Below are 26,651 nucleotides of genomic sequence, written 5' to 3'. Positions count from 1 at the left end.
TTCTTATTTAGAAACAATTGTCTCACCTCGGAGTCCGGTTTCGATTCGTTTGTGTTTTTTTTTACTAATATTCTTTTTGTTCATAGAAGAAACACTGCCTAAAACTTGAATGCCCAATATCATTTCGATGTCACTTTCAGACTTAATGGTATCATCTAGGGAATCAATGAGAAAAAGTAATCCGATGCCTAAAACCACCCCGAATACAATTGCTGCAAGGATTATCTTATTTGGGTTACTATTATTAATTGGTAAAGGATTCTCCTTTGCTCCTGATAATATTCGAATATCTTCTTTATCCTCTTTGAATTTAAGAATAAGTGGGATTTTTTCAGAAAAGACTTTAGCAGTTGTGTTTGCAATCTCCACTGCTCTCTTTGAACTAGTATCTGTTACAGATATTCTTACTACCTGTGTATCATCGATGCTATACGCATTAATTTGACCTGCTAATTCAGCAGGTGATTTTTCTAGACCAAGGTCGGCGATGACACTTTCTAAAACACTGGGGTCTTTAATAATGACTTGAAGGGTTTTCCTATATTCTGAATCTGCCTCAATAAAGATATTTGTTGAAGCTTCATACAATGGTTCAGTTTTATGGAGGCTACTATAGTACCAACCTGCAATGGTAGTTAAAAAGGTTATTACCAAAACAATCCAGAATCTTTTGATGATGACATTATATAAATGTTTCAAATTAATTTCTTTAGCTATTCCATTTCCTTGATTCATAAAACCACCTTATATGTATGACATGATATTCTTAATAAAGAACAAGTGTAGTAAAAAAAATTCAAAATTTTCGTCTGTGTTTTCAATAAAATTTGATTACATTTATAATAGTTCTTTATAGAGAACAAGTCAATAGTCTTTTTATACATTTATTTTTTTCCTTTTCAAAAAATTGTTATGACAAACTGTTATGTATAAGAAAACATATTACTGTAGAAACTACCCAAGAACCATATTATGCCTTCGCTACATGAAATAGAACGGAGTTGTAATAATGAAGAAAAAGAAACCGCCCCTCCTCAACCAAGAACAAATCACCATCACATCAAACTTAAATAACCTTAAAGCAGGCGATTCAGTCAATGAACATCGCATGGTCGAAAGAGGGAACCTGATACAAGCTGAGGAAGAAATAAAGCAGCAAAATAATAATTTATGATGTTTAGATAGCCTCCAACTTTTTATGTTGGAGGCTGTTTTGTGTACATCTCCAGCGCCTATTAGCTAGCAAACTTCTCGTCCTTTTCCTTCAATATGTCAAAATCGATTCGTTCCTCATCTTGCTTCCTGTAGTTTGAACATTCATAAAGATGTTTCTGCTTTTCTTTATATCTCCGTCTCGAGACTTAGTCAAAAATATGTCTCAGGCTGGTTATTCAGATTATGAAAGCTGGCTATGATAGGAATTAATGTTTCAGTGTATTACCAAATTCACCGAATTTTTCCTCCACATTGAAATATAAAAAAACGAAAGGGGTATGAAATATGAAAGCAATTATGTTTATTGTGAAACGAAAGATTTTAGTAGGATTAATGACTGTATTAATTATTTTGCTAGGTTGTTATTCTGTTTTTAAGTTAGATAAGGAGCTGCTGCCAAACATAAAAATGGACGGAGCGTATGTGGAGATCAGTGCTGGTGAAATGGCAGCTGTTGAAATTGAACGAACGATTACGACCCCATTGGAACAAAAGCTTAAAGGCTTGAATGGAGTTGAAGAGATTCAGTCTACGTCATCCATTGGGCGGAGCACTCTTTTAATCAACTTTAAGCGTGGTAAAGGAGATGAGATGTATAAAGAAGTCGAGTCAATTTCTAACTCCTTAAAAGGCTCTGTATCCGGTATTACTGAAGTCCATTCTGGGCAGTATGGAACAAGTCAAAACTACGAATTTTTTATGGATATTTCCAATGGGAATATGGAGGAAATGACCGATTTTGCCAAAAATGTTTTGGAACCTAGACTAGAAGCTTTGAAAGAAGTAAGAGATGTAGCGCTTGTTGGTACTGTAGAGCGTGAAGTGTCCATTGAGTTTAACCGTGAAAAAATGGCTAAGCATTCTTTGGATGTAACTCAAGTAATTGGTGCATTACAAAACGTTAATACTGAAGCTACTTTAGGAGAACTAAACAATGACAAAGATTCTCCATCCATTCGCTGGAATACTAAATTAGAAAATGTTAATGATGTAAAGAATATTAAAATCCCTACTTCAAATGGCAATATTTTACTAAATGACATTGCAAAAGTATCAGTTCAGCCGTTGGAAAACTCTTCGTATGTATGGAAAAATGGATCGAAGGATTTTATATTAGTCCAAGTGGGTCGTTCTTCTGAAGTTACTCAAATTGATATGGCCGATGCTGTAAGGGCAGAAATTGAAAACATTCGTAAAGAAAATTTAATTCACGGCTTTGAATTAAATGAAATGGTCGCCCAGGCTGATTATGTAAAGGATTCAATAGATGGTGTAACAGATAATATACTTGTCGGAGGAATTATTGCAGTTGCCGTACTTTTATTATTCCTTCGCAACTTAAGGGCAACGTTTATTATTGGAATATCGATTCCAACCTCTGTTCTACTTACTTTTTTAACAATATGGTTATTAGATTATAGCTTTAATATTATTACTTTGATTGGCCTCGGATTAGGGATTGGAATGATGGTTGATTCATCCATTGTTATTCTCGAGTCGATTTATAAAAAGAGAGAACAAGGGTTAAGCAAATTTGATGCCGTAATAGAAGGAACGAAAGAAGTTTCATCTGCAGTCATTGCATCGATGTTAACAACTATCGTCGTATTTCTACCGATTGGCTTGGTCCAAGGTGAAATGGCCCAATTCATGGTCATTCTTTCAACAGTCGTCGCTATTACTTTAATAGCCTCTGTCATCGTCGCTTTCACGATTATTCCGGCACTTTCTGAGAAATTATTAAAGCTTCGCCAGCCTAAGAAAAGAAGAAAAGAAGGGCCACTTCTACGAAGCTACAACGGAGTAGTCGCATGGACCATTAGGAAGAAACGTCGTAGTTTGGCTATTATTACCGCTTTTATCTTAATGTTCGTAGGATCATTATTCCTTGTAAATAAAATTCCAACGAACATAATGCCAGATATGTTAAATCGTTATTCTGAGCTAATGATCACTTTAGAACCTGGCCTTTCAAATAAAGATAAAGAAGAGATTGTTCATAAAATTAATGATAAACTCCAATCGATCGAAGATGTAGAAACAAACTATGTTATGGATAATGGAGGGATGTTTTACACCATTATCAATATGACGAAAGGTGACGATATTGTTTTACCCCAAAAAGAAGTAAATGAACAAATTATGAGTTCACTGCGTGATTTACGTGAAACTTCTCCAATCGATCATGTTCAAAGTGCGATGGATGAAGGTGGTGGTTCTCCTGTTCAAGTTAACATTAAAGGAGAAAGCTTTGAACAATTACAACAGATATCAAATGATTTTATGAATGAACTCGAATCTATTGAAGGTATCGTTGATTCAAAAAGTTCTATGAAACGCACATCACAAGCTCAGGTTATCCAATTAAAGGAGAAAGAAATAGAAAAGGCTGGACTTTCCCCTATTCAAATAAAGCAATTCATAGAACAAGCATTTTTACAAATGCCTGTTGGTGAAATCACGCTCGAAGACGAGAACATTCCATTAAATGTAAAATGGGATGAGAAAACGAGTAAGAAGTCTGACCTTTTGGATTTGAAAATACCACTTCCAAATGGTGAAAAAAAGCTATCTTCCTTTATCGATTTAAAAACGATTGAAACTCCGAATGAAATTAGACATACAGATGGAGACCGCTTTTTATCCATTAATGCAGATATTGAAGGAAAAGACTTAGGTACCATTAATCGTGATGTCCAAAAATTGATAAAAGACTTTAATACACCAGATGGTTACACAATCACTGTTGCTGGGGATCTTGAGGAGCAACAAGCATTAATGAAGGACTTACTATTTGTTTTTGCAATCGCCTTATTCCTTGTGTACCTTGTAATGGCCGTCCAATTTAACCATTTAGGTCATCCCCTTATTGTCATGTCCGTAATTCCAATGACAATCGTCGGCGTCATTCTTGGATTATTCTTTACACAAATGGAGTTAAATTTAATGTCTGGAATTGGAATTGTCATGTTGATTGGAATTGTATTAAACAATGCGATTCTTCTCATTGACAGGACGAATCAGCTTCGCAAAGATGGATACTCAATTGAAGAGGCACTCGTTGCAGCGGGGAAAGATCGGATTCGCCCGATATTCATGACAACCTTAACGACAGCAGGAGGAATGCTTCCATTAGCACTTGCCTCTGGTACATCAGGTAATTATCAAGCACCGATGGCTACCGCTATCATATGCGGATTAATGTTTGCAACCTTTATCACCTTATTACTCGTACCCGCAACGTATCGACTATTTTCCTTTTCACGCGTCAGTGTTGAACGAGTGAAAGTGAAGGAGAAAAGGAAGAAACTGAAAGTATCCGTCACACCTGATAATGTTGGATAATTAATTAAACGAAAGGCATACCTATTTAAAATTTCTTACCTTATTGAAAAAATGGCTTGGAAAATTCCGAGCCGTTTTTTTCTATCCTTTTCTAGTTATCTATTCATTGCTCTATTCGTCATTTTTACAAGCATACGACCTATAGATAATGGGAAAAGATAACTGAATTTTATTGATAATGCATCCTTAAAGGAAGGAGTAATAATGAACTTTTTACTGTCGATGTTTCTAATAAACCCTTTTCCAACTCTTTCAGGTGAAGCTTTAAACTCTTTCGGAATTGGCAACGGCGTAGATGATTTTGTATTAGTAAGGGGTGGATGCATAATATGAAATGTAATACCACTGTCTACAAATTCTAGGTTTAAGCATTTTGCTAAAGATTCTATAGCACCTTTGCTGCATGCATACGCACTTAAATTGGTATATCCAGTAACTCCTATACCTGAACTTGTGAATATGACCTTACCACGTTTTAGATTTTTCATAGTCCCTAATACTGCTTTAGTTATATTCATCGCTCCATACAAATTTACATCGATTACTCTATCAAAATCTTCCCTACTATGTTCCTCAAAATCTTTAAATAAACATAAGCAGGCATTATGTATTGCGTAATCTATACTTCCAAACTGACGAGTTGTTTCGTTGACCGCCATTTTTACGGATTCCAAGTCTGTAACATCATCTTTAAAATATATTAATGTTGTTGGATAAAAGTTTTGTAACTGTTCAAGGTTATCACAATGGAGATCAAGTACAGACACACAATGCCCATTTCTAAGCCATTCCTTAACCATAAAATAGCCAATTCCATTGTTACCACCAGTAATAAGTAAAGTTTTCATAATATCCACCACCTTTTTTGTTAAGTTACAAATTTGCCATTAAAAATAAAAATCCTCCCAAATATATACCTTGGAAGGAAATCTTTTATAAGCCTCTATCTAGTAAATACAAATGGCGATAGCGTTCGTTCTTTGCCATTAATTGTTCATGAGTTCCGCTCATGGCAATTTTCCCTTCATCTAAGAATATGATTTGATCCATATACTCCATGCCAATTAGATGATGAGTAATCATAATTATTGTTTTATTCTGCAATCCAGCAAATATTGTATTAAGTAAATCAGCTTCTGTTAATGGATCCAATCCTACTGTTGGTTCATCTAATACGACAATCGGAGAGTTCTTCAATAAAATTCTTGCTAATGCAATTCGCTGCCTTTCCCCTCCGGAAAATCGTTGGCCAGTCTCTTCCATTTGAGTTTCGATTCCTATCGGTAGAGATTGAATATATTTCTCTAGCTTTACATCACTTATAACATTATTAATATCTTCATTAGTTGCCTTTTGATTTCCTAAACGGATATTGTTTTTTACCGACGTTGCAAATAAATAAGGCTTTTGATTAAGAACGCTCAAGATGTTAGTAATATTGTCGTCACCGTACATTTCTGGCGCGTATCCACCTATTTGTATGTTGCCTGAATCTGGTGTCAAAGCTCCTAAAAGTAATTGAAGCAATGTAGATTTTCCTGCACCACTTTTTCCAAGGATGGCTACTTTTTGTCCATTTTGAACGGAAAGTGAAATATTTTCCAGAGCCGGTGCCACTTGACCTTGATATTGATACGTAACATTTTTCAAGATAATATCTGGATATTCATTCATGTTCAGCTGCTCTGTTACTTCCCCTTTTTCAGAAACAAATTGTTGAAGGTTATCAATTCTCTTCAATGATTCTTGGTAAGATGGCAACCTTTCAATTGCATGTGACAATGGGATTAGCCCTTCTAATATAGGTAGAGAGACAAGCGTAAATGCAGCGATATAAGTAGGAGCGATATCACCACTTTGAGCAGCAGCCCCTGCCCACAAACCTACTAAAATAAGGATGATGCCACTTATTATTTGTAGTTGAAATGTCCGTGATTGATTCCAGTTTTCTAGTTTCTTCTCAAGAATACCACTCTTCCTGCTTTCTTTTGTAAATCCATTAATAAACGTCTCTTTTCTCCCACTAATCATCCAATCAGTCAATCCGAAGATCGCATCAGTAAATGATTGATAAAGTCCTGAACGAATGTCTTTTAATTTCAATTGATGTTTTTTCAAGAAATACAGTGAAATAAGAGGATACACAAATACGATAATACTTAAACAAAATGTCATAAAAAGTGCGAAAAGCCAATCAAATAGCGCCAAAACAATGACAGAATAAGTAAACAAAAACAAACCTATGATTGTAGGAAAAATGGTGCGTATATAAGCGTCTTGCAAATGTTCAATATCATCTGCGAGTGTTCCTAATAAATCACCAGTTTGAAAACGTGAGCGGATAAATAAAGCTTGCGGTTCTAATATAGAATAAAGCTTTACCCTCATATCCGCTAAAATTTTCAAAACTGTATTATGACCTGTCAAACGCTCTAAGTAACGCGTAACAGCCCGTGATATTCCAAATGTTCTAACCCCCACAATTGGAATATATAATAGAAGAATTGTTGCGGGCATTTCTGATGCTCTCGTGATTAAATATCCTGACGTAAACGTAAGCATGGAGGCGGCAACCACTGTTAAAATCCCTAAGAAAATCGTCGCAATCAACAACCATTTAAATTGTTTAAGATAAGGTATTATATACTTTTGAAACAACTTCATTTCATGCCACCTCCCCCAAGTGCAGAGACTAAACGAAAATACTCTCCATTTCTGCGAATAAGTTCATCATGTGATCCATATTCAACTAGCTCTCCATTTTCCAATATAAGAATGATATCCATGTTTTTCATCCAGTGAAGGCGATGTGTCGCAAAAAAAACGAGTTTATTATCTAACATTGGTAAAATAATATTCTTAATCTCATGTTCCGTTTCAATATCTAAATGTGCTGTTGGCTCATCAAACAACATAATCGGTCTTTTTTCTAGTAAAGCCCTAGCAAGCGCAACACGCTGTTCTTCACCACCACTTAAGATCCTTCCTCCTTGTCCAACCTTCTCTTCTAATCCTTTTGGTAAACTTTTCACTAATTCGGATATCCCCGCCATTTGTACAGCCCGTTCTATTTCTTCTTGAGACGGATTTTTCGCATACAAACCGATATTTTCAGCAAGCGTCCCTGAAAAAATGTATGGATGTTGAGGGATATACGTCACTTGTTCCTGCCATTCTGAATTAGAAAAGTGGTGCAATGTTGTTCCATTGACATGGATATTACCTATCGAAGGTTGTGTAAATCCTGATAAAATATCAATCAGTGTCGATTTCCCTGCACCAGAAGTGCCAACTATCCCTACTTTTGCAAAACCACTGATTTCAAAGTTGATGTTATTTAAAATAACTCGATTTTCCTCCTCAGAGGATTTCGTCAAATTTCGAATAGATAATGTGCTATTCTCATCCCATTTTTTGATTGTCACATTCTGATATTGATTAGAAGGCCCTTCTTTTTTCAATAATGAATGGATCTTCTCTCCCGCTTCCTTCCCGTCCATCGTCGCATGATAATCATTTCCTAATTCACGCACTGGAAGAAAATATTCAGGTGCCAATATGAGAATCGTTAAAGCAGACTCGAGACCAATACCACCGTTAATGAGCCGGAGCCCAAGTTCTACTGCAACAACCGCAACAGAAAGACTTGAGAAAAAGTCTAAAGAAAAGGTTGATAAAAAAGCGACCCGGAGCGTACGATTAGTTGCAATTCTATATTTATTACTTACAGACTTAATGGCTTCTTGATGACTCTTACTTTTTCCTAAATATTTTAGTGTCACTAGACCCCGTAATGAATCGACAAAATGGCGAGAAAGCAGCTGATACGTATCCAATTGTGCTTCGATTTGTTTTTTGGCAGTAAGACCCAATAATATGAGAAAAATAATCATAATCGGCATGACAACCGCTAAAATAATCCCCGATGCAATATCTACTTTTAATACATAAATTAATAGCATAATAGGGATGCAAATCGTAGCAACGAAACGTGGAATAAACAGCTTTAAATATGTCCGAAAATTTGGGATTCCTTCAAGACAAAGCGTAATTAAATCTCCAGAACCCTTTTTGCCAATCTCTCGAGGCCCAAGATCAAATAATTTATCAACGAGTAATTGCTGAAAATGAATAGACGTTTTATCAGCAAAACGGTAAGCTAATTTATCCTTCATCCATTGAAGAAAATGTCTAGCTGCATAGGCTCCAAAAAATATGAAAAAAGAAGGAAGGACTGCGGATAAAGCAGCCCCCTTATACATTTTTACTATTGCCTCTGATAAATACACCGCTTGAAAAATAATGGCCAACGTCTGTGCAACTGTTAATATTCCAACGATAACGATAAGACTTTTACTTCCTTTATAATGTAGAAGGTTTCTGTCCATCAGTATTCTAAATGCTCCTTACTTGTAACTCGTTTCCTGAAAATATAATAACTCCAGATTGTGTAGCCGAGGACTATAGGTACCATAACTGCTGCTACAATGGTCATTAGTTTTAATGAATAGTGACCAGAAGCAGCATTATAAACCGTTAAATTGTTTAATAAGTTCGTAGAGCTAATCATGACATTAGGAAATAATCCGATAAAAAAAGAAGACGTAATGATCATTAAAATTAACCCAGTGACGGTAAAACTAAATCCTTCTTTTTTATGGCGCAATAAAGGAAACAATACAAGGTACAAAATAATCGCAACGCTATAAAGCGGATAGAAAATAATCCCTTTATCAGAAAATGCATCAGTATACAGACCTGTTAAAACTGTAAATAGAATAATTACTCCTCCACCTAGCAAGTACATTTTCATTGCAGTCTGGCGGGAGCGTTCACGTAACGGGCCGGTAGTTTTTAATGAAATGAACATTAAGCCATGCAAATAAGTTAGGGTAACAAAAGCAATACCACCTACAACTGTGTAAATATTAACTATATCTAGGAATCCAGCATGCATATTCATATTTTCATCAATAGGAAGTCCTTTGATCAGACTTGAAAACAAGACACCTAATAAAAACGGCGGCAATAAACTCCCAAGGAAAATCGACCAATCCCATGTAAGTGTCCATCTTTCTGATTCTACCTTTCCTCTAAATTCAAAGGCGACTCCTCTTGCAATGAGGGCAAGTAGAAGGACAACAAACGGTAGATAGTAACCACTGAAGAGAGTGGCATACCAATGAGGAAAAGCAGCGAACATCGCACCTCCGGCAGTAATAAGCCAAACTTCATTCGCGTCCCAAAATGGTCCAATCGAATTAATCAGCATTCGTTTTTCCAACTCATTTTTTGCTAAAAGCTTCGTGCTCATTCCAACCCCAAAATCAAATCCTTCTAAAAAAACAAAGCCTACAAACAAAACAGCGATTAGTACGAACCACAACTCACTCAGCTGCATTTTGCAACCCTCCCATTTCAAATGGATCTGAAGCTGAAACATCTTCTTTAACCTTCTCATGAGGTCCTTGCTTAATTACCCTAATAAATAGATACACCATTGCTATTGCGAGCAGCGTATAGATGAGTGAGAAAGATATTAATGAAAATAAAATCTGACCAGCACTTACATTTGGTGAAATTCCATCGGAGGTAAGCATTAAGCCGTTAACAACCCAAGGCTGACGACCAATCTCTGACATAATCCAGCCAAATGAATTTCCAATTAACGGGAAGAAAATCGCAGGAACAAGCCATTTTAAGTAACGAGTGCTTTCAACAATTTTGCCTCTCCACATTAAGAATAAACCGAGTCCACTTAATACTATTAAAAGTCCACCAGTACCGGCCATTATTCTAAAGCTCCAGAAGGTTGTTTTTACAGGTGGAATATAGTCTCCTTCACCGAACTTTTGCACAAACTTTTCTTGAAGTGTGTTCATCCCTTCTACTTTTCCGGAAAATTCACTGAAAGCTAAATAACTTAATAAATATGGAATTTCAAGTCTGGCAGTACTTTCTTTGTTCTCCACATCGATATTTGCGATGACTGTCCATGCAGCCGGATCATCACTATCTTCCCAAAGTGCCTCCGCAGCCGCCATTTTCATTGGTTGTGCAGTCATTAAATACGTCGCTTGAGAATGTCCGGAAAAAGCGATGCCTAATCCGGAAACAAGACCGAGAATAAGAGAAATAGCCATCGATTTTTTGAAAAAGAGCAGATCTTTTTTCTTTAATATGTTCCAAGCACTTACACCAACGACAAAGAAAGCAGCTGTAGCAAAGCTAGCAAAAATAGTATGCGGGAAAGCAACCATTAATTTGGGATTAGTCAAAACGGCTAAAATATCATTCATTTCTGCCCGCCCATTTTGAATAGTAAAGCCAACTGGATTTTGCATAAAGGAGTTAGCCGCTAAAATCCAAAATGCTGATAATATCGTTCCGATTGAAACGAGCCAAATACAAGCAAGATGAAGTTTTTTCGGTATCTTATTCCAGCCAAAAATCCAAAGCCCGATAAATGTGGACTCCATAAAGAAAGCAAGCAGCGCCTCAATTGCTAATGGGGCACCAAACACATCCCCAACAAAGCGTGAATACGATGACCAGTTCATCCCGAATTGAAATTCTTGAATAATCCCAGTAACGACCCCAACTGCAAAGTTAATAAGGAAAAAAGTTCCCCAAAACTTTGTCATTTTTTGATAGATTTCGTCTTTTTTGATTAAATACATCGTTTGCATGATAGCTACGATAAAAGCCAATCCAATCGATAAAGGAACAAAAATAAAGTGAAACAGTGTAGTTGATGCAAACTGAATCCTTGCAAGAATAATCTCTTCCATTCTTTGACTCTCCTCCTACGTTAACAGTTGATTGTAAGACTTTTGTAATTTGTGAAAAAGTGATCATAAACAAAGAAAAAAATATTACTAAGTGAAAAAGTGAACAAACATAACTTTACTAAATACTATTCAAATAAAACAATGATTCTATGTATATATGTAGCTCATTCCCTCCTTAATTAGTGAAATAATGAGCATTTCATGCTAAGCCTAACATAACATTTGTGAAAAGTTTAACATAATCTCTTACAATCATACCAAATCGTTTACTATTTACGATAGTCTCTTGTTACAAACTTAAGAAGATATAATGGCAGCTTTTTGAACAACTCCTTTTTTTTTCAAAGATGCTTTATCGAACAAATTGGAGGTAGCAAAAGTATGGATAGGCTAGCTGAATTCATATCTTTCTCTCGATTTACCTTGGATGGAGACTGAAATTTGAATATTGCTAGGTCTCTGTCCAGATTCATTACTAATCGAGACAGTAATTCGATAATCCTAGAGTTCCCGACTCGATTCTAAGTCTGGTATTAATATATTTGCTACTTTAAGAGTTTCAGCTCCATTCGATGCCTTTTTAACTACTGATAATCCCTCAAACTTAAAATAGTCTCTGATCCATCACTAATGAGGTGTTGTTCATCCGTTACAATATGTAGATTATACTGCCTAGCCTTCGAACGTCCATGTTTTCTTCTGCAAAGGAAAAGATATTTTGATTAGAAATCCATGTTCTTTTTTACTAATAAATTGAATCATACCGCTATGTTCCTCCACTCTTTCTCTCATATTGATTAATCCAAAACCTGGAACAATACCCGTAACACCTGCTCCATTATCAGCTATCTCTATATTAATTTGTTGTTCCGTAACATGAAGATTGACGTTGGCTTGCGTAGCGTTACCATGGCGTTTAGCATTGGTTAGAGATTCCTGAATGACACGATAAATGATTGGTTGCAATGTTGCCGATACGGAAGAAAGATCACCTTCTACTTGTAAGGATGTTTTCACTCCTGTCATTTCTGAAAAGTCAGTTAGCAACTTGCGTAAGGATTCAATGAGTCCAAGCTGTATTCCTACTTCTTCGTGAATCGCTCTTACTGACAGCCTGACTTCTTGAAGTGCAGATTGAGCTAATTGTTTACAAAGTTGTATCGTGTCTTTTGCTTTTAAAGGCTCACTCTCTTGGATCATTTGTGCTACCTCAAGCTGTACTAGAAGTGCTGTCATCTTATGTCCAACAGTATCATGAATCTCTCGCGCAATTTGATTACGTTCTCTCGTCGAAGTAAGTATTTCAACTTCTTCTGCATAGCGGCGCATCTGTTCATGAGCCTCTTGTAAAGCCATATGGGATGAGGTTACTTCTTTGTACTGATCGCTAATTTTATCTTGAGCAAGGAGTAAATAACGGATTAATCCACCAACCATGCATCCTTGAAGCACAAGAACGACGAAGCATATAATATTGAAAATCAAATTGGCAGATCCAGTACGATAATAGTCGGTCGCCATATTGAACAACCATGCAATAGTAAAAAGAACTACTCCCCCCATCAAGACGCCCTTGGAACTCGTACCTAAAAATAACGTTACTCCTACTACTCCAAAAAAGAGTAAATACAAATAATTAGATTCTGGAAACATGTATCCATATCCGACACCGAATAAAAAGTCAACTAAGTTAAGAAGGATAAAGGTTTTAGTCGAAAAACGTGAAAAATAGAAAAAATGGGTTAACGTAAAAATAAGCATAGAAACAACAATGAAGATACTCTGGCCACTTCCAACTTTATCCACCATAGAGATATGTACAATAGCTAAAAAATATAACATGAGTAACCGAGTTGATCTAATTGCATGAGATCTTATTTTTGAAGAAATTTTTTTCTCGTATATGATCGGTATCATGAAATAAAAACCTCACTCATTTTATTAATTTATGAATCTTAAATTATCTAATATTGAACATAAAACTTAATCGATAAAAGATAACTACGGGTTACCTACAAATATCTTAGCGACGCATAAGATAAGGGTCAAGTACATTTTTTTTCGTCAAATCTCTGCTATTTGAACATGAAAAAAGTTTTACCGATTGTATCGATAAAACTTAACAAAAAATGAACCATGGATGATAATCTTATACATTCCCTTTTCTGACTAATGGTTGATAAGATTTAGATGTCCTTAATTCAACGGTCAATGCTCCACCATTTGTAAATGCTTTAATCAATAACGGTACACCAGCTTTATTTTGGAATCTAAAATCTTTACCACCATAAGATACCGTTGCATCCCGTCCTTTCGGTACGTATCCAACATTAACGGAGTGGTGATGCAATTCGACATAGGAAACGCCCATTTGATCGACAGTATTAAATAAGGTAGAGGATGTTTGACAGATTCCCCCGCCAATTCCTTCCACTAGCTTACCATTTAAAGCTTCCATGGCTTTTTGATATCCGTGTTCCGCGTCACTTGGTCCAACCGTTGTGTTAAAAGAAAAATAATCGTCTATCCCAAGAATTACGTTATTTATAGCGTCTGTTGAAAGCTCGATATTTTTATTCCGGCCATCGGGACTTCCACCAAAATATGTAGTAAACGAAGCTACTACAACTTCATCCAATTTAGATGCTTCTTCCTCTTTATAACCACTTTCGGTCACTTGTAAAGGGAGTTCTACCGTCCCTCCATCGATAAAAGCTTCCACTACTTTTTCAACTAATTCCGATTCCTCTAAAATAACTCTCGGATTACCTTTTATTATTTTCCCGTCATCCCCAATTCGATCAGGAATCATCCTCTGATCATATCCTTCTGTTGTATCCGTTCCTCTTGCCAATTCCCTCGCCCAGTTTTGAATCTCCTGCTTATATGTTTCCTCATTTTCTTTTAAATCTTTCCGGATAAAATTAAATGTCTTAATGACTTCATTCTTCAGTGGATCTACGACCTCAATATCAATTGGTTTTAACTCTTCTGCCTTTCGCCTTTCTTCTTCCAACCGTAATTCTTCTGCTTTCTTCCTTTCCTCTTCTAATTTTTTCTGTTCTTTCTCATATTGTTCCTTTTGTTTCTCTAATTCTGCGATTTTTTCATCCAGCTCTTTCTGTTTTGCCGTATGTACCGAACATCCGGTCAAACCTAATAAACTACTTACCAAAATAACAGTAAGCACCCCTTTATACATCCCCATTTTTTTATCCCAACTTTACTAATATTTTTATGGTTCCATACACATTCTCCACTCTATTCATTTGGGCTTATCTTTATTCCCCTATCATCATTATGTTTCTTTTCTGCATGGACAATATGTGAAACCGAATAATTTATTTTTCTTGTATAATTATGATTCGATATGTGAACTCGAATCCCTTGAATAATATATGCAAAAAGCTAAAAATTCGTTCGACGGTTTTTTTCGCCATTCTTTTTTAAACACCATTAATAAGTATCGTGTCATATGAATTTTAATAGAGGTTTTCTTCCTTAATATATTTGACGCAAAAATGGAATGTTGAGATTCATATTTTTTGAATTTAATATGAAGGATATGGAAATATAACTTTTACGGTATAGCTTTCCATACTTGAAACAAGCGGAAAACTTTGAAGTGTAGGCAACAATTATTAAGTTAGTAAAAATAAGTAATAATGCTGTATATGATTGTAAAGGTGGATTTTTTATGATTCTTTTGGAAAAAATAAAGGAAAATAAAATGGAGTATCGAATATAACCAGTTAACATATTGGTAAGGGGTGCTCTAATCATGGAAGCTGTTATTGTGAATCAAAGTAAAACATTTACATTATTTGGATTTTCCAAACAACATGATCAAAACAGAGCGTATAGTGAAACGATGTTCGAATTATTGGATAAGGTATGGGCGGAAGTTAGAAACAATAATCTTTCTCATAAAGGCATTAACCATGTAGTATATGACGCTAATCACATCGTATTTGCAGGGATTGAGCTGAATTCTTCCCCTTCAGAAGATTCATCATTAGAGGAAAAAATTGTTCATCTTGATAAATATGCATACTGCAAACACATTGGTCCTTATAGTGAATTGGACAAATCATACAGAAAAATTGAGTCAATCATTGAAACTTCGGGTGAGCACCATCAGCCACCTTCAATGGAAATTTACGGACATTGGAATGAAGATGAATCGAAACTTGAGACTGAGATTATCTTCAACATCAAATGATAACCTCTACAAAAATAAAACCCGATTTTCTTCAATTAGAGAATCGGGTTTTGTATTCACCAAAACATTTTTTGTAAGACAGGATATTTATTTGCTTGATCCAATCACTATAAACAAGAATATCCCCTTATATCGCTGGCTGTTTTATGATGGGGTTTCCTATGTTGTTGTTTGTTGTATATCAAATCTTGATTAATCAAAGTCTGATAATTTAAACCGAACTCCCATTATATAGGGCTTGGCCTCTGTTCCTAATTTCTCAACTTCATCCTTATCAAAATATCCATAAGAGTTCAAAAAGAAAGTTCCATCTTTCATGACTACATTTCCGGCATACCCGCAGTCTCCGGATTTTCTCGAAGGAGTAAAGTCTTCCCCTAAAAGAATACGGTACTCTCCTTCTTCTCCATTGATTAAATTTTCATATGTACCGATCCAAGCGACCCAGTCACCCGCCATCCAGTCATCATGTTCAATCAATCCATTATTGTTATAATCAAGTGTAATTTCCCTGAAGGAAATGACAAGTCTACCACTTATCGGGTCATAAGCTGCTTTATGGCGTTCTCCATTTAAGGCCCCTGGCACTTCCCTTGGCTTTGTCCAACTTTCTCCTTCATCATCCGAAAACGAAATAACCGATGTATGCATATGGGATTGACTTCGCGCTAATAATATAAGCTGGCTTTCATCGGGGGAACGAAAAATACAGACCTCGCATAATTGAACGGTGGCTTCAATATCACGATACTCTTCTAAATAAGGTTTTGGATTGCTCCATTGCTCTTGGCCATCTTCTGTAAATGTTAGATATGTTTTATAGTTTATAAAATTAGGATCATGGTAAATCCCCATCCATTTATCTAGCCATCTTCCCTCTTTATCTTTTAACCTAACAAGACTGGCCATCGCTACAATCGTTTGGTTTCCCATATACCAGTCTTTATAATCACTCCAAGTCTCACCATTATCAATAGAAATAGAAGTTTTCCATCCAGTAAATTTATCAGGTCCCCAACCAGGGCCACCAGATATAGAAATTAGTTTTTGATCGCCATTATTAAGATTTAATTTATATATTGTCGGTGTTTCCTGTGAATCTTTCCATGTAAGGTTTGCAGATTTTCTTCCTGACCAAGTAAGTCCGCCGTCGGTACTTTTATTAATTAAGGCTTCTCCTATCCCGTGTCCCTTTGGATACACAGTCAGAATGGTTTGATCATCATCGAGCAAAACGGAGTCCGGTTGCCCTAAATACTGCCCTGGCTCACGATCAATGATCACCTGTTTAGCTGAATCCAGTCTATGTGTAATCAGATTATTTCTAATGCTTCTCTGTATTTTAGTTTCAGTGCTCATTTTTTTATTGTTTAGTTCGGCTGTTATCCCATTTTCTCTATTCATAAGTTCACCTTTTATCCATTTTCTGTTTTGATTATCTGTATGTATTTTGGGAGTTGCTTGCAAAAGCGTATAAACTAGATCCGTTCGTTGATTTCTTTAAGTCAGGTGTACCTGAGTTCTATTATACCAATATTATAAATAAGAATTAGAGTTTTTCCATTAAATAAAAAAGTAACTTTTCTACTTATAAAGTTAGTAGAAATAATGAGCGGAAGTATAATTGTCACATCTTATAATGGAGATTTTTGTCCGACCAAATCTATCAGAAACAAATAGGCTAACTAGAAACAACAAATGAATGATTGAAGCGTTCCGTTTCTCATCCCTGAAATTACATATAATAGTAATAGGAATAATAACTTTGAACCAAAGATTAACATCTTCTCTTTCCTGCCTCTTCCAAAAAACAATTGACAACTTTGTGAACAAAATGAATAATAAATAACAAGGGGGAAATAAAATGAATGATCGTAAAAAATTACTAAATGCTGTTAAATATGTTGGTTTTACTTTACTTACAACTGGAATCATTATTTTCTTATACGGATTTTTTGTAAGCGATCACAGCGCGATCACAAGTATTGGAATTGGTACAGTGATGGGGGCAATTTTTATCTTTTTAATGGGGGTTTTTTTCGTAGCAACAGAGGAATTGCATGAAAAAACAAATAAAGGAGTTAGGATTCCTGCTAAGGGAAAAACTTTCTGAACAAAAAGGAGCGCCATCATAGGCGCTCCTTTAGAATTTACATATCCCATATCAAAATGAGTAATGTCCCGAAAATAGTAACGAGGGCGATCGCAAATCCATAAAAAAGATTCGTATAAATCGATCCTTTATCTCCCGTTTCACCTGCATGCATAAATACAACAAGTTGAACGACTGCCTGCACAAATGCGGTGACTAAAAGAATGGTCATTGCTACTGCAAATGATAGATCAAAGAAATACACAGCTAAGGCGACAGCGGTAAGGACTAAAGAAAAGACAAACCCCATTACTTGCTTCCTCGGAAATAATTCGCTCATATTACATCATTCCTTTCAAATAGACGAAGCTGAAAATGAAGATCCAAACAACATCTAAGAAATGCCAGTAAAGTGAAAAGATGAATGATTTATTTGCTGTTTCCGGAGTAAGTCCACGTTTTTTCACTTGTAAAATGATAAATAATCCCCAAAATAATCCGAGCGTCACGTGTGCTCCATGTGTTCCTAATGTTGTTAATAGGATCGCGGTAAAAGCACTCGTTTGAAGACCTGCTCCAATATGCACATAATGCGTAAACTCATAAATCTCTACCCCTAAAAAGGTAAGACCAAGAAGGAGTGTAATCGCAAAGAATGTGATCATCGCATTCTTTCTACCTAATCTCATTGCATGAACACCAAGTCCAATTGTAAAGCTACTTGTTAAAAGGACAAGCGTTTCAATCAGCACTGGAGTAATTTCGAAAATATCTGCGCCCATAGGTCCGTTTCCTGTGCGATCCACTAATGTAAAATAAGTGGCGAAAAGCGTGGCAAACAGCATAATTTCGGCCCCAAGGAAAATCCAGAACCCTAAAATATTTAATTTGTTTTGGTCAGTACTATATTCAAGTGGAAGCGAGTGATCTATTTTCATTAACTAACACCTCGCAGCTTTTTTTCGGTATCTTCAACATCTTTAACAGAAATATAATATCCGTCATCCTTTTCAAATGAACGATGCGCCATACAAACAAATATACCGATGGTTGTAATAATCGCTGGAATCCACATGCTAAATACGAATGAAAATCCCCATACAAAGAAAATACTACTCATAATAAAAGGAACACCACTATTATTCGGCATATGAATCTTATCTATTTTCCCTCGGAATAAAGGAATATTCTTTTTCTTAGCATCCCAGAATGCTTCAATTGAACCAACTTGCGGTGTGACGGCAAAGTTATATGAGGGAACTGGACTATGCGTTGCCCATTCAAGCGTGCGTGCATCCCATGGATCTGAACTAATATTTCTTGAAGCATAACGAGTACTGTAATAAACATTATAGACAATTAAAGCAAAACCAATGGCAAGTCCTACCGCACCGACAAATGAAATCAAGTTCAATGGACCAAACCCAGTTGCTTCAGAGTATGTGTACATCCTACGCGCCTGACCGTCTAAACCAGTGAAGAACATTGGGAAGAAGGTGACATTAAAGCTTACAGCAATAAACCAGAATGCCCATTTTCCAATTCTTTCATTTAGCATGAAACCGAACATTTTTGGCCACCAGTACGTAAGTCCGGCAAGCATCGCAAATACGACCCCAGGAATAATTGTATAGTGGAAGTGTGCAACTAAAAACATCGTATTATGATATTGATAATCGGCACTTGCCATCCCGAGCATAACCCCAGTTACCCCACCAATTGTAAAAATCGGAATAAAACCAACCGCATACAGCATTGGAACCGTAAATTTAATTTTCCCTTTCCACATCGTCAGCAGCCAATTAAAAATCTTAATTCCGGTCGGAATCGCTATGGCCATTGTAGTAATCGAGAAAATACTATTCGTTAGTGGTCCTTGCCCCATAGTAAAGAAATGGTGTGTCCAAACTAGGAATGAGAAAAACGAGATAATAACAATGGAAGCGACCATTGATTTATATCCATAGAGATTACGTCGTGAAAAAGTAGAAATAATCTCACTATATATACCAAATGCCGGAAGAATCAAAATGTACACCTCAGGATGTCCCCAAACCCAGAAAAGGTTCGCCCAAAGCATGTCCATACCACCATTTGTTGTGGTGAAGAAATTTGCGCCAAAAAGTCGATCCATTGTCCCTAATAAAAGGGCAATCGTTAAAACTGGAAAGGCAAAAACAACAATGGCATTCGTAATGAAAGCAGTCCATGTAAACATTGGCATTTTCATTAATGTCATACCTGGCGCTCTCATTTTTAAAATCGTTGTAATAAAATTAATTCCCGATATTAATGTTCCAATACCAGCAATCTGGATCGAAAGCATATAATAATTTGTCCCAACCGATTGACTGAAGTCATTACCAGCAAGTGGGAAATAAGAAGTCCAGCCAGCATCAGGTGAACCACCAATGACGAAAGAAATATTGAACAACATGGCTCCCATGAAAAATAGCCAAAAACTTAATGCATTCAAGCGTGGGAACGCCACATCACGTGCACCAATTTGTAAGGGAACAACGAAATTCATTAAAGCATAGATAAATGGCATAGCCATAAAAATAATCATAACCACCCCGTGGGTAGTAAACACCTCATTATAATGTTGGGCATCTAAAAGCGTATTTTCAGGAACAGCCGTCTGTGCCCGCATCATAAGCGCATCAACGCCACCACGAAATAACATTAGTAGGGCGGAAATTAAATACATAATACCAATTCTTTTATGGTCAACAGTTGTTAACCATTCGCGCCATAAGTATCCCCATTTTTTAAAATATGTTAAGCCGAAGATGATGGCAATAACGGTAAGACCGATGGCAACCATCGAAGCATAAATCGCCGGGCTTGGATGCGGAATAGCAAATCGATCAAAGAAATTCATACTTTTTGACTCCTTTCATGCAAAACGATTTGTTAACTAACTCTACATCTATTAATGATGATGATGTTCATTTGTTTTTTCATGGGAATCTTGCTGTGCATGTTCATCATGATCGTGTTCATGCGAATCGGTTGATCCATGATGATGACCGCCATATTCACCTTCTGGAGCGGGTAAAAAGGTTAAATGTGTACCACTAAACGTTAACTGTCCAAGATGACCTGGTTCTAATAGCTCATTAAATTTTTCTTCAGTTAGTGGTTCGGCAGAGGTTTTTACCTCTTCAACCCATTTATCAAATTCTTTTTGCGGCATGGCTTTCACTTGAAACGTATTTTCTGCGAATCCCTTCCCACTAAAGTTCGCATTTCTTCCCATGTATTCACCAGGTACGCTTGCTGCTAAGTGCAATGTCGTTACCATATCTGACATAGCGTATTTTTGACCGCCAAGCTGAGGAATCCAAAAACTCGTAATCGGTCCATAAGAGTAAAGTTTGAATTCTAACGCACGATCAGTTGGGATATATAAATAATTAACCGTTTCGATATTTTCTTCTGGATAACTAAAGTGCCATTTCCAATCAGAAGAAGATGCATAAATCGTCAATGGCTTTTGGTCTTCATATCCTTTTGGTGTTGCTTCCACATCATAGGTCGATTTAACGGTGACAATCGAAAGAAATATAATAATTATCACAGGAATACCAACAATAATCGACTCAACGATCGGATTCCCTTCAATGTGTGGTGGCTCGTAATCTTCACTTTGTTTAGATGCTCGATATTTGGTAACGACATATATTAAAAGGGCAAAGACTACAATCACAATAAATGCCATCGTCGCTATCGAAAGCCAAATCACATTAGCTTGTGTTTCTGCTTGAGGTCCTTTCGGATCTAATACCATTAATGGTTCACAACCAGTTAATGTAAACAGGCATATGATAATCAAACTAAAAAAAGCCCATTTCATTTTCATTCAGTTCCCCTCTTTCTTGAAGATGAAATCTAAAATGTAAAAATACCATAATATATTTCATATTTTATTATCATCAAATAATAAAAACACTTAAATGTGATAAAAGTCACAAACTGTTCATGAAGTTCATTCACAGAATGTTAATAAAACCGTCGTAAAATAGATATTATTTCAATATAGTAATGGATGTAAGTGAAGATGAGGTAAGATAATAGCTTAATTACTAAACGAGATTATCTCTTATTAGAAGGATGTGGTACATTTTTACATGTACTTAAGGTAAACAGAAATGGCTTGCAAATCGTTATTTGCAAGCCTGTTTTTCATTTAAAAGTTTGGAAAAAGTTGGGGAAAATGGTACGAACCTTTGATTTCAAGTAAATAAGCTTCTGTTGCTTTCATCTAAGTCCATTGACATTTGGTATTAAGTTTTAGGCAAAATATTATTTTCTTCTCTAATAGAAATCCTCCGGCCATTCCAATTCAAAGCCATCATTTCTCAATTCCACTTGAAATGCAGACAATAGTTTCTTATCTTCTCTTACCGTTTTTGGATAGGTATTGTGTTTTATACAAAATGCTACTAATGCTCCGCAAGCTTCACCTATATTCCACTCCGCTGGATGCAATCGATAGCAGCCGTTCGTAATATGTGTCGTTCCGATATTTTTGCACCCGGCTAATACGTTGTCGACGTCTTTCGGTAGTAATGCACCTAACGGAATATGATACGGCAATGCTTTAATATCAAGATAATTTCTTCCTGCCATACTTGGATGTAAATCAATACTGTAGGAACCGATTCCTACTCGATCGTGATATTTCTTTCCGGTTCTCCCTTTATTAAAGTCTGGCGATACATCCTGTTCTACAATCGTATATTCTGCTTTAATTCGCCTAGATTCACGAATATATGCTGATTTAGCCAAGCCATCCTTTGTGGCAAAAATATCTTTTCTTAGTTTTAATCCTGTGTAGCCTTTTGCTCCATCCGGACGGGGGGCTTCAGTTTGTAGCCAATAAAGAAGCGAAAGACTGAGTTGTTTTGCCTGATATACATGCTTCTTCTTGTCTTCTTCAGAAACATCATAAATATTTCCTAAAAAGAAATCATTTTGTGGCCAGTTCATCAATGTAATATCTCCAGCTTTGTATTTCGAATCAAACTGGTTTTTATCAAAAATTCGACGATATTCCCAAAGTGGGAACCCTGTTTCTTCACGAAATAATGTGTACTCTCTTTTTTCTTTCGTAATCGGATGTGGGGCAAAAAAACTTAAATATCTATCCGGCCAAATATCCGGATGATATTCTCTCCAAAACTCGTACATTTCAGGTTCTGGAATGACATGATTTTCCCCTTCGCGATATTCCATCGGCAACACGTATGTGAAAGCTTGAATATCTTCTGGATTACTCGATTCTAATGCATGAGGTTCTCCTGTTTCAGCTTTAGACTCTGCTCCCACCACATATTCAATATCTGCCAATGGAAGAACGTCCCCTGCTTCTGTTGCATCAATAAAATATGGAGCTATCACTTGCACCTTTTCAGCAGTAATCGTATTTTCAAATGTCATTTCACGAATGGTTTTATCTATTTTTTTCACTGATAATATTTTTGTATTTAAGCTTAGTAGTAATTGATTTGTCAAAAGGTATGGCATCAGCATTTCGTTTAAAACATGCAATGAAACTCGTGGATCATGACAAATTTTGCTTACTAGTCCATTGCCAGGGTTAAAAGAAGAACTAGCCTCTTTAACATTAAACGTTTTAATATATGTATCTCTTACATTATCACGGTAAGTCCGATATCTTTTTGTACATCCAAATTGTTCAATCCATGGACGCTCATCTGGAGGGACACCTTGAGAAGTGACTTGGCCCCCAATCCAATCTGTTTCTTCCGTCATAAAAACCCTAAGTCCATTCGCGCAAGCCGAAAGAGCCGCTGCACAGCCTCCCAATCCCCCACCAACAATTACTAAGTCTACTAACATGGAATCCTCCTAAAGACGAAACTTATTTTTCCAGTATTGAAATCTCCCCAAGTTCCTATAGATTTTTCAAACTCAATCATTGTTTTAATACTAAGTTGATTGGAGTGGAAATCAACTTATTTTGTATAAATTGTCAATTAGAGTAATCAATCAGTTTCGTTAAAATCGTGGATACCTAATTTAAAAAGCTATTAAAATCTTCAACATCACCTTAGGAAAAGTATACCAAATTGTAAAAGATTTACATTGGCTTTATTTCCTAATTGTTTGCAAAGTTTTTTATATATAGCCGCATATGCTAAATCCAGGGACTTCCTCAATTGTGTCAGTAACCCATCTTGTTTTGTTTACATATCATGCAAAAAAGATATATAAAGTAGGTGGTTCTGATCGAGCAGTCCATATATTTAGATTTCTTGTCCAAATTTGGTGTTAGTGGTGCACACCCTGGAGGTATGAACCTAACAAGAGAAATATTAGCGACAGAAGAAATTAATAATACTTCTCATATTTTAGATGTAGGATGTGGTACCGGCCAAACCGCAGCTTTTCTAGCTACACATTACAAAGCAAACGTAACTGGATTAGATATAAATCCAATTATGGTGGAAAAAGCCCAATATAGAATGGAGCAAGACCAGTTAGGTGTAGAGATTATCCAAGGCTCAATTGAAAAATGTCCGATTGAGAATGAAAAATTTGATTTAATCATTTCTGAGTCAGTCCTTGCTTTTGTAAATGCAACTAGTGCAATGGATGAAATATTTCGGTTATTAAAAAAAGGCGGACGGTTCATTGCAAATGAACTTACGATAAATCATGAGCTCGATGCTCCAGATAAAGAGGAAATTAAAAAATTTTATGGCTTTGATTCTTTCCTAGCTGAGGAGGAGTGGCTATCATTATTAGAAAAGACTGGCTTTAAAAATATTTATGTTCACAAACCACAGTATTCTCTTCAAGAAAATAATACTATAACTGAATTTCGCTACTCAGATTCCATTGAACCAAAGCTTTTCATGGTCATGATGCAGCATTTTATTAATATGTATGAGTATGACGGCACAATAGACTATCGAATATATTCATGTACGAAGGAGTAAATCAAAACGGCTTGCAGCAAATCATACTGCAAGCCGTTTTTCTATATTTTAGATAAAGAATGGGAAAAATGGTCCAAATCTTCTAATTCCAAAGAATGGAAATCCAAATAATCCAAATGGTCCAAAGAAAGGAAATTGGCGGCTGCTGCTTTCATCTAATTCCATTGACATATGGTGATGCATTTTAGGCATAATAAGAAACAATTTGTCCATATCATAGCTGTGTAATATACCTTGATAAACTGAGCCATCATTCATTTCAACTTGCACAAATTGATACAAATGTTGTTTTGACTTTTCATGATGATGCTTCATATCTCTTTGATCATGCGTAACATGTTCCATTTTCATTTACCTCCTCTATATTCTCTTTTCAAAATATTCTTGTATGTGGGTTTGTGTTACGGTTTCTGAATTTATGTAGGAGGGTTGGAACAGAAAATTGTTATATAAGAATGAATTAATGTTCTTTTTACATCACTAGTCTTTAATCCACTATCTTATTTTTAATAAGGATATTAGTTCGTTCATAACAATAGTGACCTCTTTTTTCATATCACAAGGATTTTCTAAATTTAATTTCACTTTATAAATTTTTTTAGTATTGTAAACATTTTTTGATTAACAAAGCCGCTCTATTAGCCAAATAAGAAATTGGCGTCTCTACTTAATGTAGGTACGCCAATTTTTAACAATACAGTATCATCTTACTTCTATTATTATGTGAATTTCTTACTGCACAAAAAGCTAATGTGTTCTAGTAAGGATATGGGTAGGGATAGTGATGATATGGATAGTGGTGGTGGTGGTGGTATGGGTAGTGTGCGTATGGATAGCCATATCCAAATCCTGGGCCACCAAAGCCTAGACCAGGATAAACCCCAAAGCCCGAACCAGGTCCGCCTAAACCTAGACCAGGAGCAAAGCCGAATCCAGAACCTGGTCCACCTAGACCAAAGCCTGGTCGAATCCTTTCATCTGTTAAGTTATGGGCATTATAATTTACATTATATGGAAGCACTTTTATCCTCCTCAATTATTTTGTCAATAAAGCATATGCATTAGCGGATAAAAGTTCTTGGGTATTTGCCCTAAATCAGTGACAAATGCTGAATTCGTAAAAAGGATTAGACACGAAAAAGAATGTTTTAACGAAAACGAGGTCTGGCCATTAAGGTTTATGTAAAAGGATATATTTTAAATTCTATCTACTCGACTGACTCCACATGCGCCGTGTGTGGGAACTGAATATACTTCACCTCATACATGTCGCCTTCAAAATAAAAAAGCTAAAGTAAAAAAGATTTTCTTACTTTAGCTTAAACAATTATAAAAATAATTGAATATCTAAATAAAATTCATATAAGAAATAACAAGCAAATCCAAATAATAATATGCCAGCTATAATGGATGTCCATTTAATCATTTTTCGGTTCATTACTTTTCGAGTAGTTGAGACGATACTCAGTAAACCAATATCATGTAAAAGAATTCCTGTTAAAATACCAAATGCGGCGATAATAAAACTAGCTGATTTAGTTTGTGTATAAGAATCAGCCAGAACTGCTCCAAATACAGAAACCCAAAAAACTAAATTCCCAGGTGAAATAGCAACCAATAAACCATTAAGATAGGTCTTAAATAAAGATTTATTCACTTTTTTACCAACAAGAGTAATATCTTTATCTGCATTTTTGATAGAATCATAGGCAAGCATGAATAAGAATCCTGCTCCTATAATCCACAATGGTATTTGCACATATGATAAGGACAGAATCTTCGCAAGACCCATATACAATGCAAAAATGAGCAACATATCGACGGTCATTCCACCAATACCAACTGCCCAACCATGAAAAAACCCATTTTTTAATCCCTGTTTAGTCATTTCTACGGTGATTGCCCCAACAGGTAAGGCAATCGAAAAACCTACTAGTACAAACTTCAAATATACATCCAAAAAGCAAAACTTCTTTCAGCCTATATTTACACTATCATTCTCCGTTTATTTTGAT

22 protein-coding genes are annotated in these 26,651 nt (G+C 35.9%); 5 read left to right on the top strand and 17 right to left on the bottom strand.

Features of this window, described 5'->3' with window-relative positions; translation table 11 throughout:
- Window positions 1-3: 3 nt before the first annotated feature.
- Window positions 4-735 carry a YveK family protein gene (locus KHA93_RS01795; protein ID WP_213109154.1) on the bottom strand — a complete coding sequence of 244 codons (732 nt, stop codon included), beginning with the start codon at window positions 733-735 and terminating at the stop codon, window positions 4-6.
- A 274-nt stretch (window positions 736-1,009) separates the two neighbouring features.
- Here KHA93_RS01795 and KHA93_RS01790 point away from each other — a divergent pair, with 274 nt between their 5' ends.
- Window positions 1,010-1,174, top strand: coding sequence for a hypothetical protein (locus KHA93_RS01790; RefSeq protein WP_213113099.1), 165 nt, complete (start codon window positions 1,010-1,012; stop codon window positions 1,172-1,174).
- Window positions 1,175-1,500: 326 nt separating this feature from the next.
- On the top strand, window positions 1,501-4,560 hold the full coding sequence (locus KHA93_RS01785) for an efflux RND transporter permease subunit (protein WP_213109153.1): 3,060 nt from the start codon (window positions 1,501-1,503) through the stop codon (window positions 4,558-4,560).
- Between the two features lie 95 nt (window positions 4,561-4,655).
- Here the strand turns inward: KHA93_RS01785 and KHA93_RS01780 are convergent, their stop codons facing one another.
- From KHA93_RS01780 to KHA93_RS01750, 7 genes are all read right to left on the bottom strand, one after another.
- A complete protein-coding gene (locus KHA93_RS01780; protein WP_213109152.1) occupies window positions 4,656-5,408 on the bottom strand; it encodes an SDR family NAD(P)-dependent oxidoreductase in 753 nt (250 codons plus the stop codon).
- Between the two features lie 85 nt (window positions 5,409-5,493).
- Window positions 5,494-7,224, bottom strand: a complete 1,731-nt coding sequence (gene cydC / locus KHA93_RS01775; RefSeq protein WP_213109151.1) for a thiol reductant ABC exporter subunit CydC — start codon at window positions 7,222-7,224, stop codon at window positions 5,494-5,496.
- Window positions 7,221-8,948 carry a thiol reductant ABC exporter subunit CydD gene (cydD, locus tag KHA93_RS01770; protein WP_213109150.1) on the bottom strand — a complete coding sequence of 576 codons (1,728 nt, stop codon included), beginning with the start codon at window positions 8,946-8,948 and terminating at the stop codon, window positions 7,221-7,223. Before cydD ends, cydC begins: the two co-directional genes overlap by 4 nt.
- Window positions 8,948-9,961 (bottom strand): cytochrome d ubiquinol oxidase subunit II, encoded by a 1,014-nt coding sequence (gene cydB / locus KHA93_RS01765; protein WP_213109149.1) that lies wholly within the window; start codon window positions 9,959-9,961, stop codon window positions 8,948-8,950. The genes cydD and cydB overlap by 1 nt, the downstream gene beginning before the upstream one ends.
- Window positions 9,948-11,351 carry a cytochrome ubiquinol oxidase subunit I gene (locus tag KHA93_RS01760; protein ID WP_213109148.1) on the bottom strand — a complete coding sequence of 468 codons (1,404 nt, stop codon included), beginning with the start codon at window positions 11,349-11,351 and terminating at the stop codon, window positions 9,948-9,950. The genes cydB and KHA93_RS01760 overlap by 14 nt, the downstream gene beginning before the upstream one ends.
- A 672-nt stretch (window positions 11,352-12,023) precedes the next feature.
- Window positions 12,024-13,193, bottom strand: a complete 1,170-nt coding sequence (locus KHA93_RS01755) for a sensor histidine kinase (RefSeq protein ID WP_213109147.1) — start codon at window positions 13,191-13,193, stop codon at window positions 12,024-12,026.
- A gap of 307 nt (window positions 13,194-13,500) precedes the next feature.
- Window positions 13,501-14,553, bottom strand: a complete 1,053-nt coding sequence (locus KHA93_RS01750) for a VanW family protein (protein ID WP_213112731.1) — start codon at window positions 14,551-14,553, stop codon at window positions 13,501-13,503.
- A 579-nt stretch (window positions 14,554-15,132) separates the two neighbouring features.
- Here KHA93_RS01750 and KHA93_RS01745 point away from each other — a divergent pair.
- Window positions 15,133-15,573: a GyrI-like domain-containing protein gene (locus tag KHA93_RS01745; protein WP_213109146.1), complete on the top strand. Its 441-nt coding sequence runs from the start codon at window positions 15,133-15,135 to the stop codon at window positions 15,571-15,573.
- A gap of 192 nt (window positions 15,574-15,765) precedes the next feature.
- Here the strand turns inward: KHA93_RS01745 and KHA93_RS01740 are convergent, their stop codons facing one another.
- On the bottom strand, window positions 15,766-16,977 hold the full coding sequence (locus KHA93_RS01740) for a sialidase family protein (protein ID WP_213109145.1): 1,212 nt from the start codon (window positions 16,975-16,977) through the stop codon (window positions 15,766-15,768).
- 460 nt (window positions 16,978-17,437) lie between these two features.
- Here KHA93_RS01740 and KHA93_RS01735 point away from each other — a divergent pair, with 460 nt between their 5' ends.
- Window positions 17,438-17,686 (top strand): hypothetical protein, encoded by a 249-nt coding sequence (locus tag KHA93_RS01735; RefSeq protein WP_213109144.1) that lies wholly within the window; start codon window positions 17,438-17,440, stop codon window positions 17,684-17,686.
- Between the two features lie 37 nt (window positions 17,687-17,723).
- Here the strand turns inward: KHA93_RS01735 and qoxD are convergent, their stop codons facing one another.
- From qoxD to KHA93_RS01710, 5 genes are all read right to left on the bottom strand, one after another.
- On the bottom strand, window positions 17,724-18,005 hold the full coding sequence (gene qoxD / locus KHA93_RS01730) for a cytochrome aa3 quinol oxidase subunit IV (protein ID WP_213109143.1): 282 nt from the start codon (window positions 18,003-18,005) through the stop codon (window positions 17,724-17,726).
- Window position 18,006: 1 nt separating this feature from the next.
- A complete protein-coding gene (gene qoxC / locus KHA93_RS01725) occupies window positions 18,007-18,603 on the bottom strand; it encodes a cytochrome aa3 quinol oxidase subunit III (RefSeq protein WP_213109142.1) in 597 nt (198 codons plus the stop codon).
- Window positions 18,603-20,549 (bottom strand): cytochrome aa3 quinol oxidase subunit I, encoded by a 1,947-nt coding sequence (qoxB, locus tag KHA93_RS01720; RefSeq protein ID WP_213109141.1) that lies wholly within the window; start codon window positions 20,547-20,549, stop codon window positions 18,603-18,605. The genes qoxC and qoxB overlap by 1 nt, the downstream gene beginning before the upstream one ends.
- 51 nt (window positions 20,550-20,600) lie before the next feature.
- Window positions 20,601-21,530: a cytochrome aa3 quinol oxidase subunit II gene (qoxA, locus tag KHA93_RS01715; protein WP_213109140.1), complete on the bottom strand. Its 930-nt coding sequence runs from the start codon at window positions 21,528-21,530 to the stop codon at window positions 20,601-20,603.
- Between the two features lie 455 nt (window positions 21,531-21,985).
- Window positions 21,986-23,533 (bottom strand): FAD-dependent oxidoreductase, encoded by a 1,548-nt coding sequence (locus KHA93_RS01710; protein ID WP_213109139.1) that lies wholly within the window; start codon window positions 23,531-23,533, stop codon window positions 21,986-21,988.
- A gap of 416 nt (window positions 23,534-23,949) precedes the next feature.
- Here KHA93_RS01710 and KHA93_RS01705 point away from each other — a divergent pair, with 416 nt between their 5' ends.
- Window positions 23,950-24,636 (top strand): class I SAM-dependent methyltransferase, encoded by a 687-nt coding sequence (locus KHA93_RS01705; RefSeq protein ID WP_233711015.1) that lies wholly within the window; start codon window positions 23,950-23,952, stop codon window positions 24,634-24,636.
- A 48-nt stretch (window positions 24,637-24,684) separates the two neighbouring features.
- Here the strand turns inward: KHA93_RS01705 and KHA93_RS01700 are convergent, their stop codons facing one another.
- The 3 genes from KHA93_RS01700 to KHA93_RS01690 all read right to left on the bottom strand — a co-directional run bounded on the left by KHA93_RS01700 (window position 24,685) and on the right by KHA93_RS01690 (window position 26,596).
- Window positions 24,685-24,981, bottom strand: a complete 297-nt coding sequence (locus tag KHA93_RS01700) for an LSm family protein (protein WP_213109138.1) — start codon at window positions 24,979-24,981, stop codon at window positions 24,685-24,687.
- A 412-nt stretch (window positions 24,982-25,393) separates the two neighbouring features.
- Entirely contained in the window at window positions 25,394-25,657 is a 264-nt protein-coding gene (locus tag KHA93_RS01695; protein ID WP_213109137.1) for a spore coat protein, read from the bottom strand.
- 306 nt (window positions 25,658-25,963) lie between these two features.
- Complete coding sequence (locus KHA93_RS01690) at window positions 25,964-26,596, bottom strand: LysE family transporter (protein WP_213109136.1); 633 nt, start codon at window positions 26,594-26,596, stop codon at window positions 25,964-25,966.
- Between the last annotated feature and the right edge of the window lie 55 nt (window positions 26,597-26,651).

It is taken from the genome of Lederbergia citrisecunda, assembly GCF_018343695.1.
GTDB lineage: Bacteria > Bacillota > Bacilli > Bacillales > Bacillaceae_C > Lederbergia > Lederbergia citrisecunda.
This window is presented reverse-complemented; position numbering and strand designations above follow the sequence as displayed.

Bases quoted from the DNA above. Each gene is read 5' to 3' on its own strand.
- KHA93_RS01790 (WP_213113099.1), top strand. From the start codon at position 1,010: ATGAAGAAAAAGAAACCGCCCCTCCTCAACCAAGAACAAATCACCATC.
- KHA93_RS01760 (WP_213109148.1), bottom strand. From the start codon at position 11,351: ATGGAAGAGATTATTCTTGCAAGGATTCAGTTTGCATCAACTACACTG.
- KHA93_RS01795 (WP_213109154.1), bottom strand. From the start codon at position 735: ATGAATCAAGGAAATGGAATAGCTAAAGAAATTAATTTGAAACATTTA.
- qoxD (WP_213109143.1), bottom strand. From the start codon at position 18,005: ATGAGCGAATTATTTCCGAGGAAGCAAGTAATGGGGTTTGTCTTTTCT.
- KHA93_RS01755 (WP_213109147.1), bottom strand. From the start codon at position 13,193: ATGTTATATTTTTTAGCTATTGTACATATCTCTATGGTGGATAAAGTT.
- cydB (WP_213109149.1), bottom strand. From the start codon at position 9,961: ATGCAGCTGAGTGAGTTGTGGTTCGTACTAATCGCTGTTTTGTTTGTA.
- KHA93_RS01735 (WP_213109144.1), top strand. From the start codon at position 17,438: ATGAATGATCGTAAAAAATTACTAAATGCTGTTAAATATGTTGGTTTT.
- qoxA (WP_213109140.1), bottom strand. From the start codon at position 21,530: ATGAAAATGAAATGGGCTTTTTTTAGTTTGATTATCATATGCCTGTTT.
- KHA93_RS01745 (WP_213109146.1), top strand. From the start codon at position 15,133: ATGGAAGCTGTTATTGTGAATCAAAGTAAAACATTTACATTATTTGGA.
- KHA93_RS01750 (WP_213112731.1), bottom strand. From the start codon at position 14,553: ATGTATAAAGGGGTGCTTACTGTTATTTTGGTAAGTAGTTTATTAGGT.
- KHA93_RS01710 (WP_213109139.1), bottom strand. From the start codon at position 23,533: ATGTTAGTAGACTTAGTAATTGTTGGTGGGGGATTGGGAGGCTGTGCA.
- KHA93_RS01700 (WP_213109138.1), bottom strand. From the start codon at position 24,981: ATGGAACATGTTACGCATGATCAAAGAGATATGAAGCATCATCATGAA.
- qoxB (WP_213109141.1), bottom strand. From the start codon at position 20,549: ATGAATTTCTTTGATCGATTTGCTATTCCGCATCCAAGCCCGGCGATT.
- cydC (WP_213109151.1), bottom strand. From the start codon at position 7,224: ATGAAGTTGTTTCAAAAGTATATAATACCTTATCTTAAACAATTTAAA.
- KHA93_RS01780 (WP_213109152.1), bottom strand. From the start codon at position 5,408: ATGAAAACTTTACTTATTACTGGTGGTAACAATGGAATTGGCTATTTT.
- qoxC (WP_213109142.1), bottom strand. From the start codon at position 18,603: ATGAAAATAGATCACTCGCTTCCACTTGAATATAGTACTGACCAAAAC.
- KHA93_RS01785 (WP_213109153.1), top strand. From the start codon at position 1,501: ATGAAAGCAATTATGTTTATTGTGAAACGAAAGATTTTAGTAGGATTA.
- cydD (WP_213109150.1), bottom strand. From the start codon at position 8,948: ATGGACAGAAACCTTCTACATTATAAAGGAAGTAAAAGTCTTATCGTT.
- KHA93_RS01740 (WP_213109145.1), bottom strand. From the start codon at position 16,977: ATGAATAGAGAAAATGGGATAACAGCCGAACTAAACAATAAAAAAATG.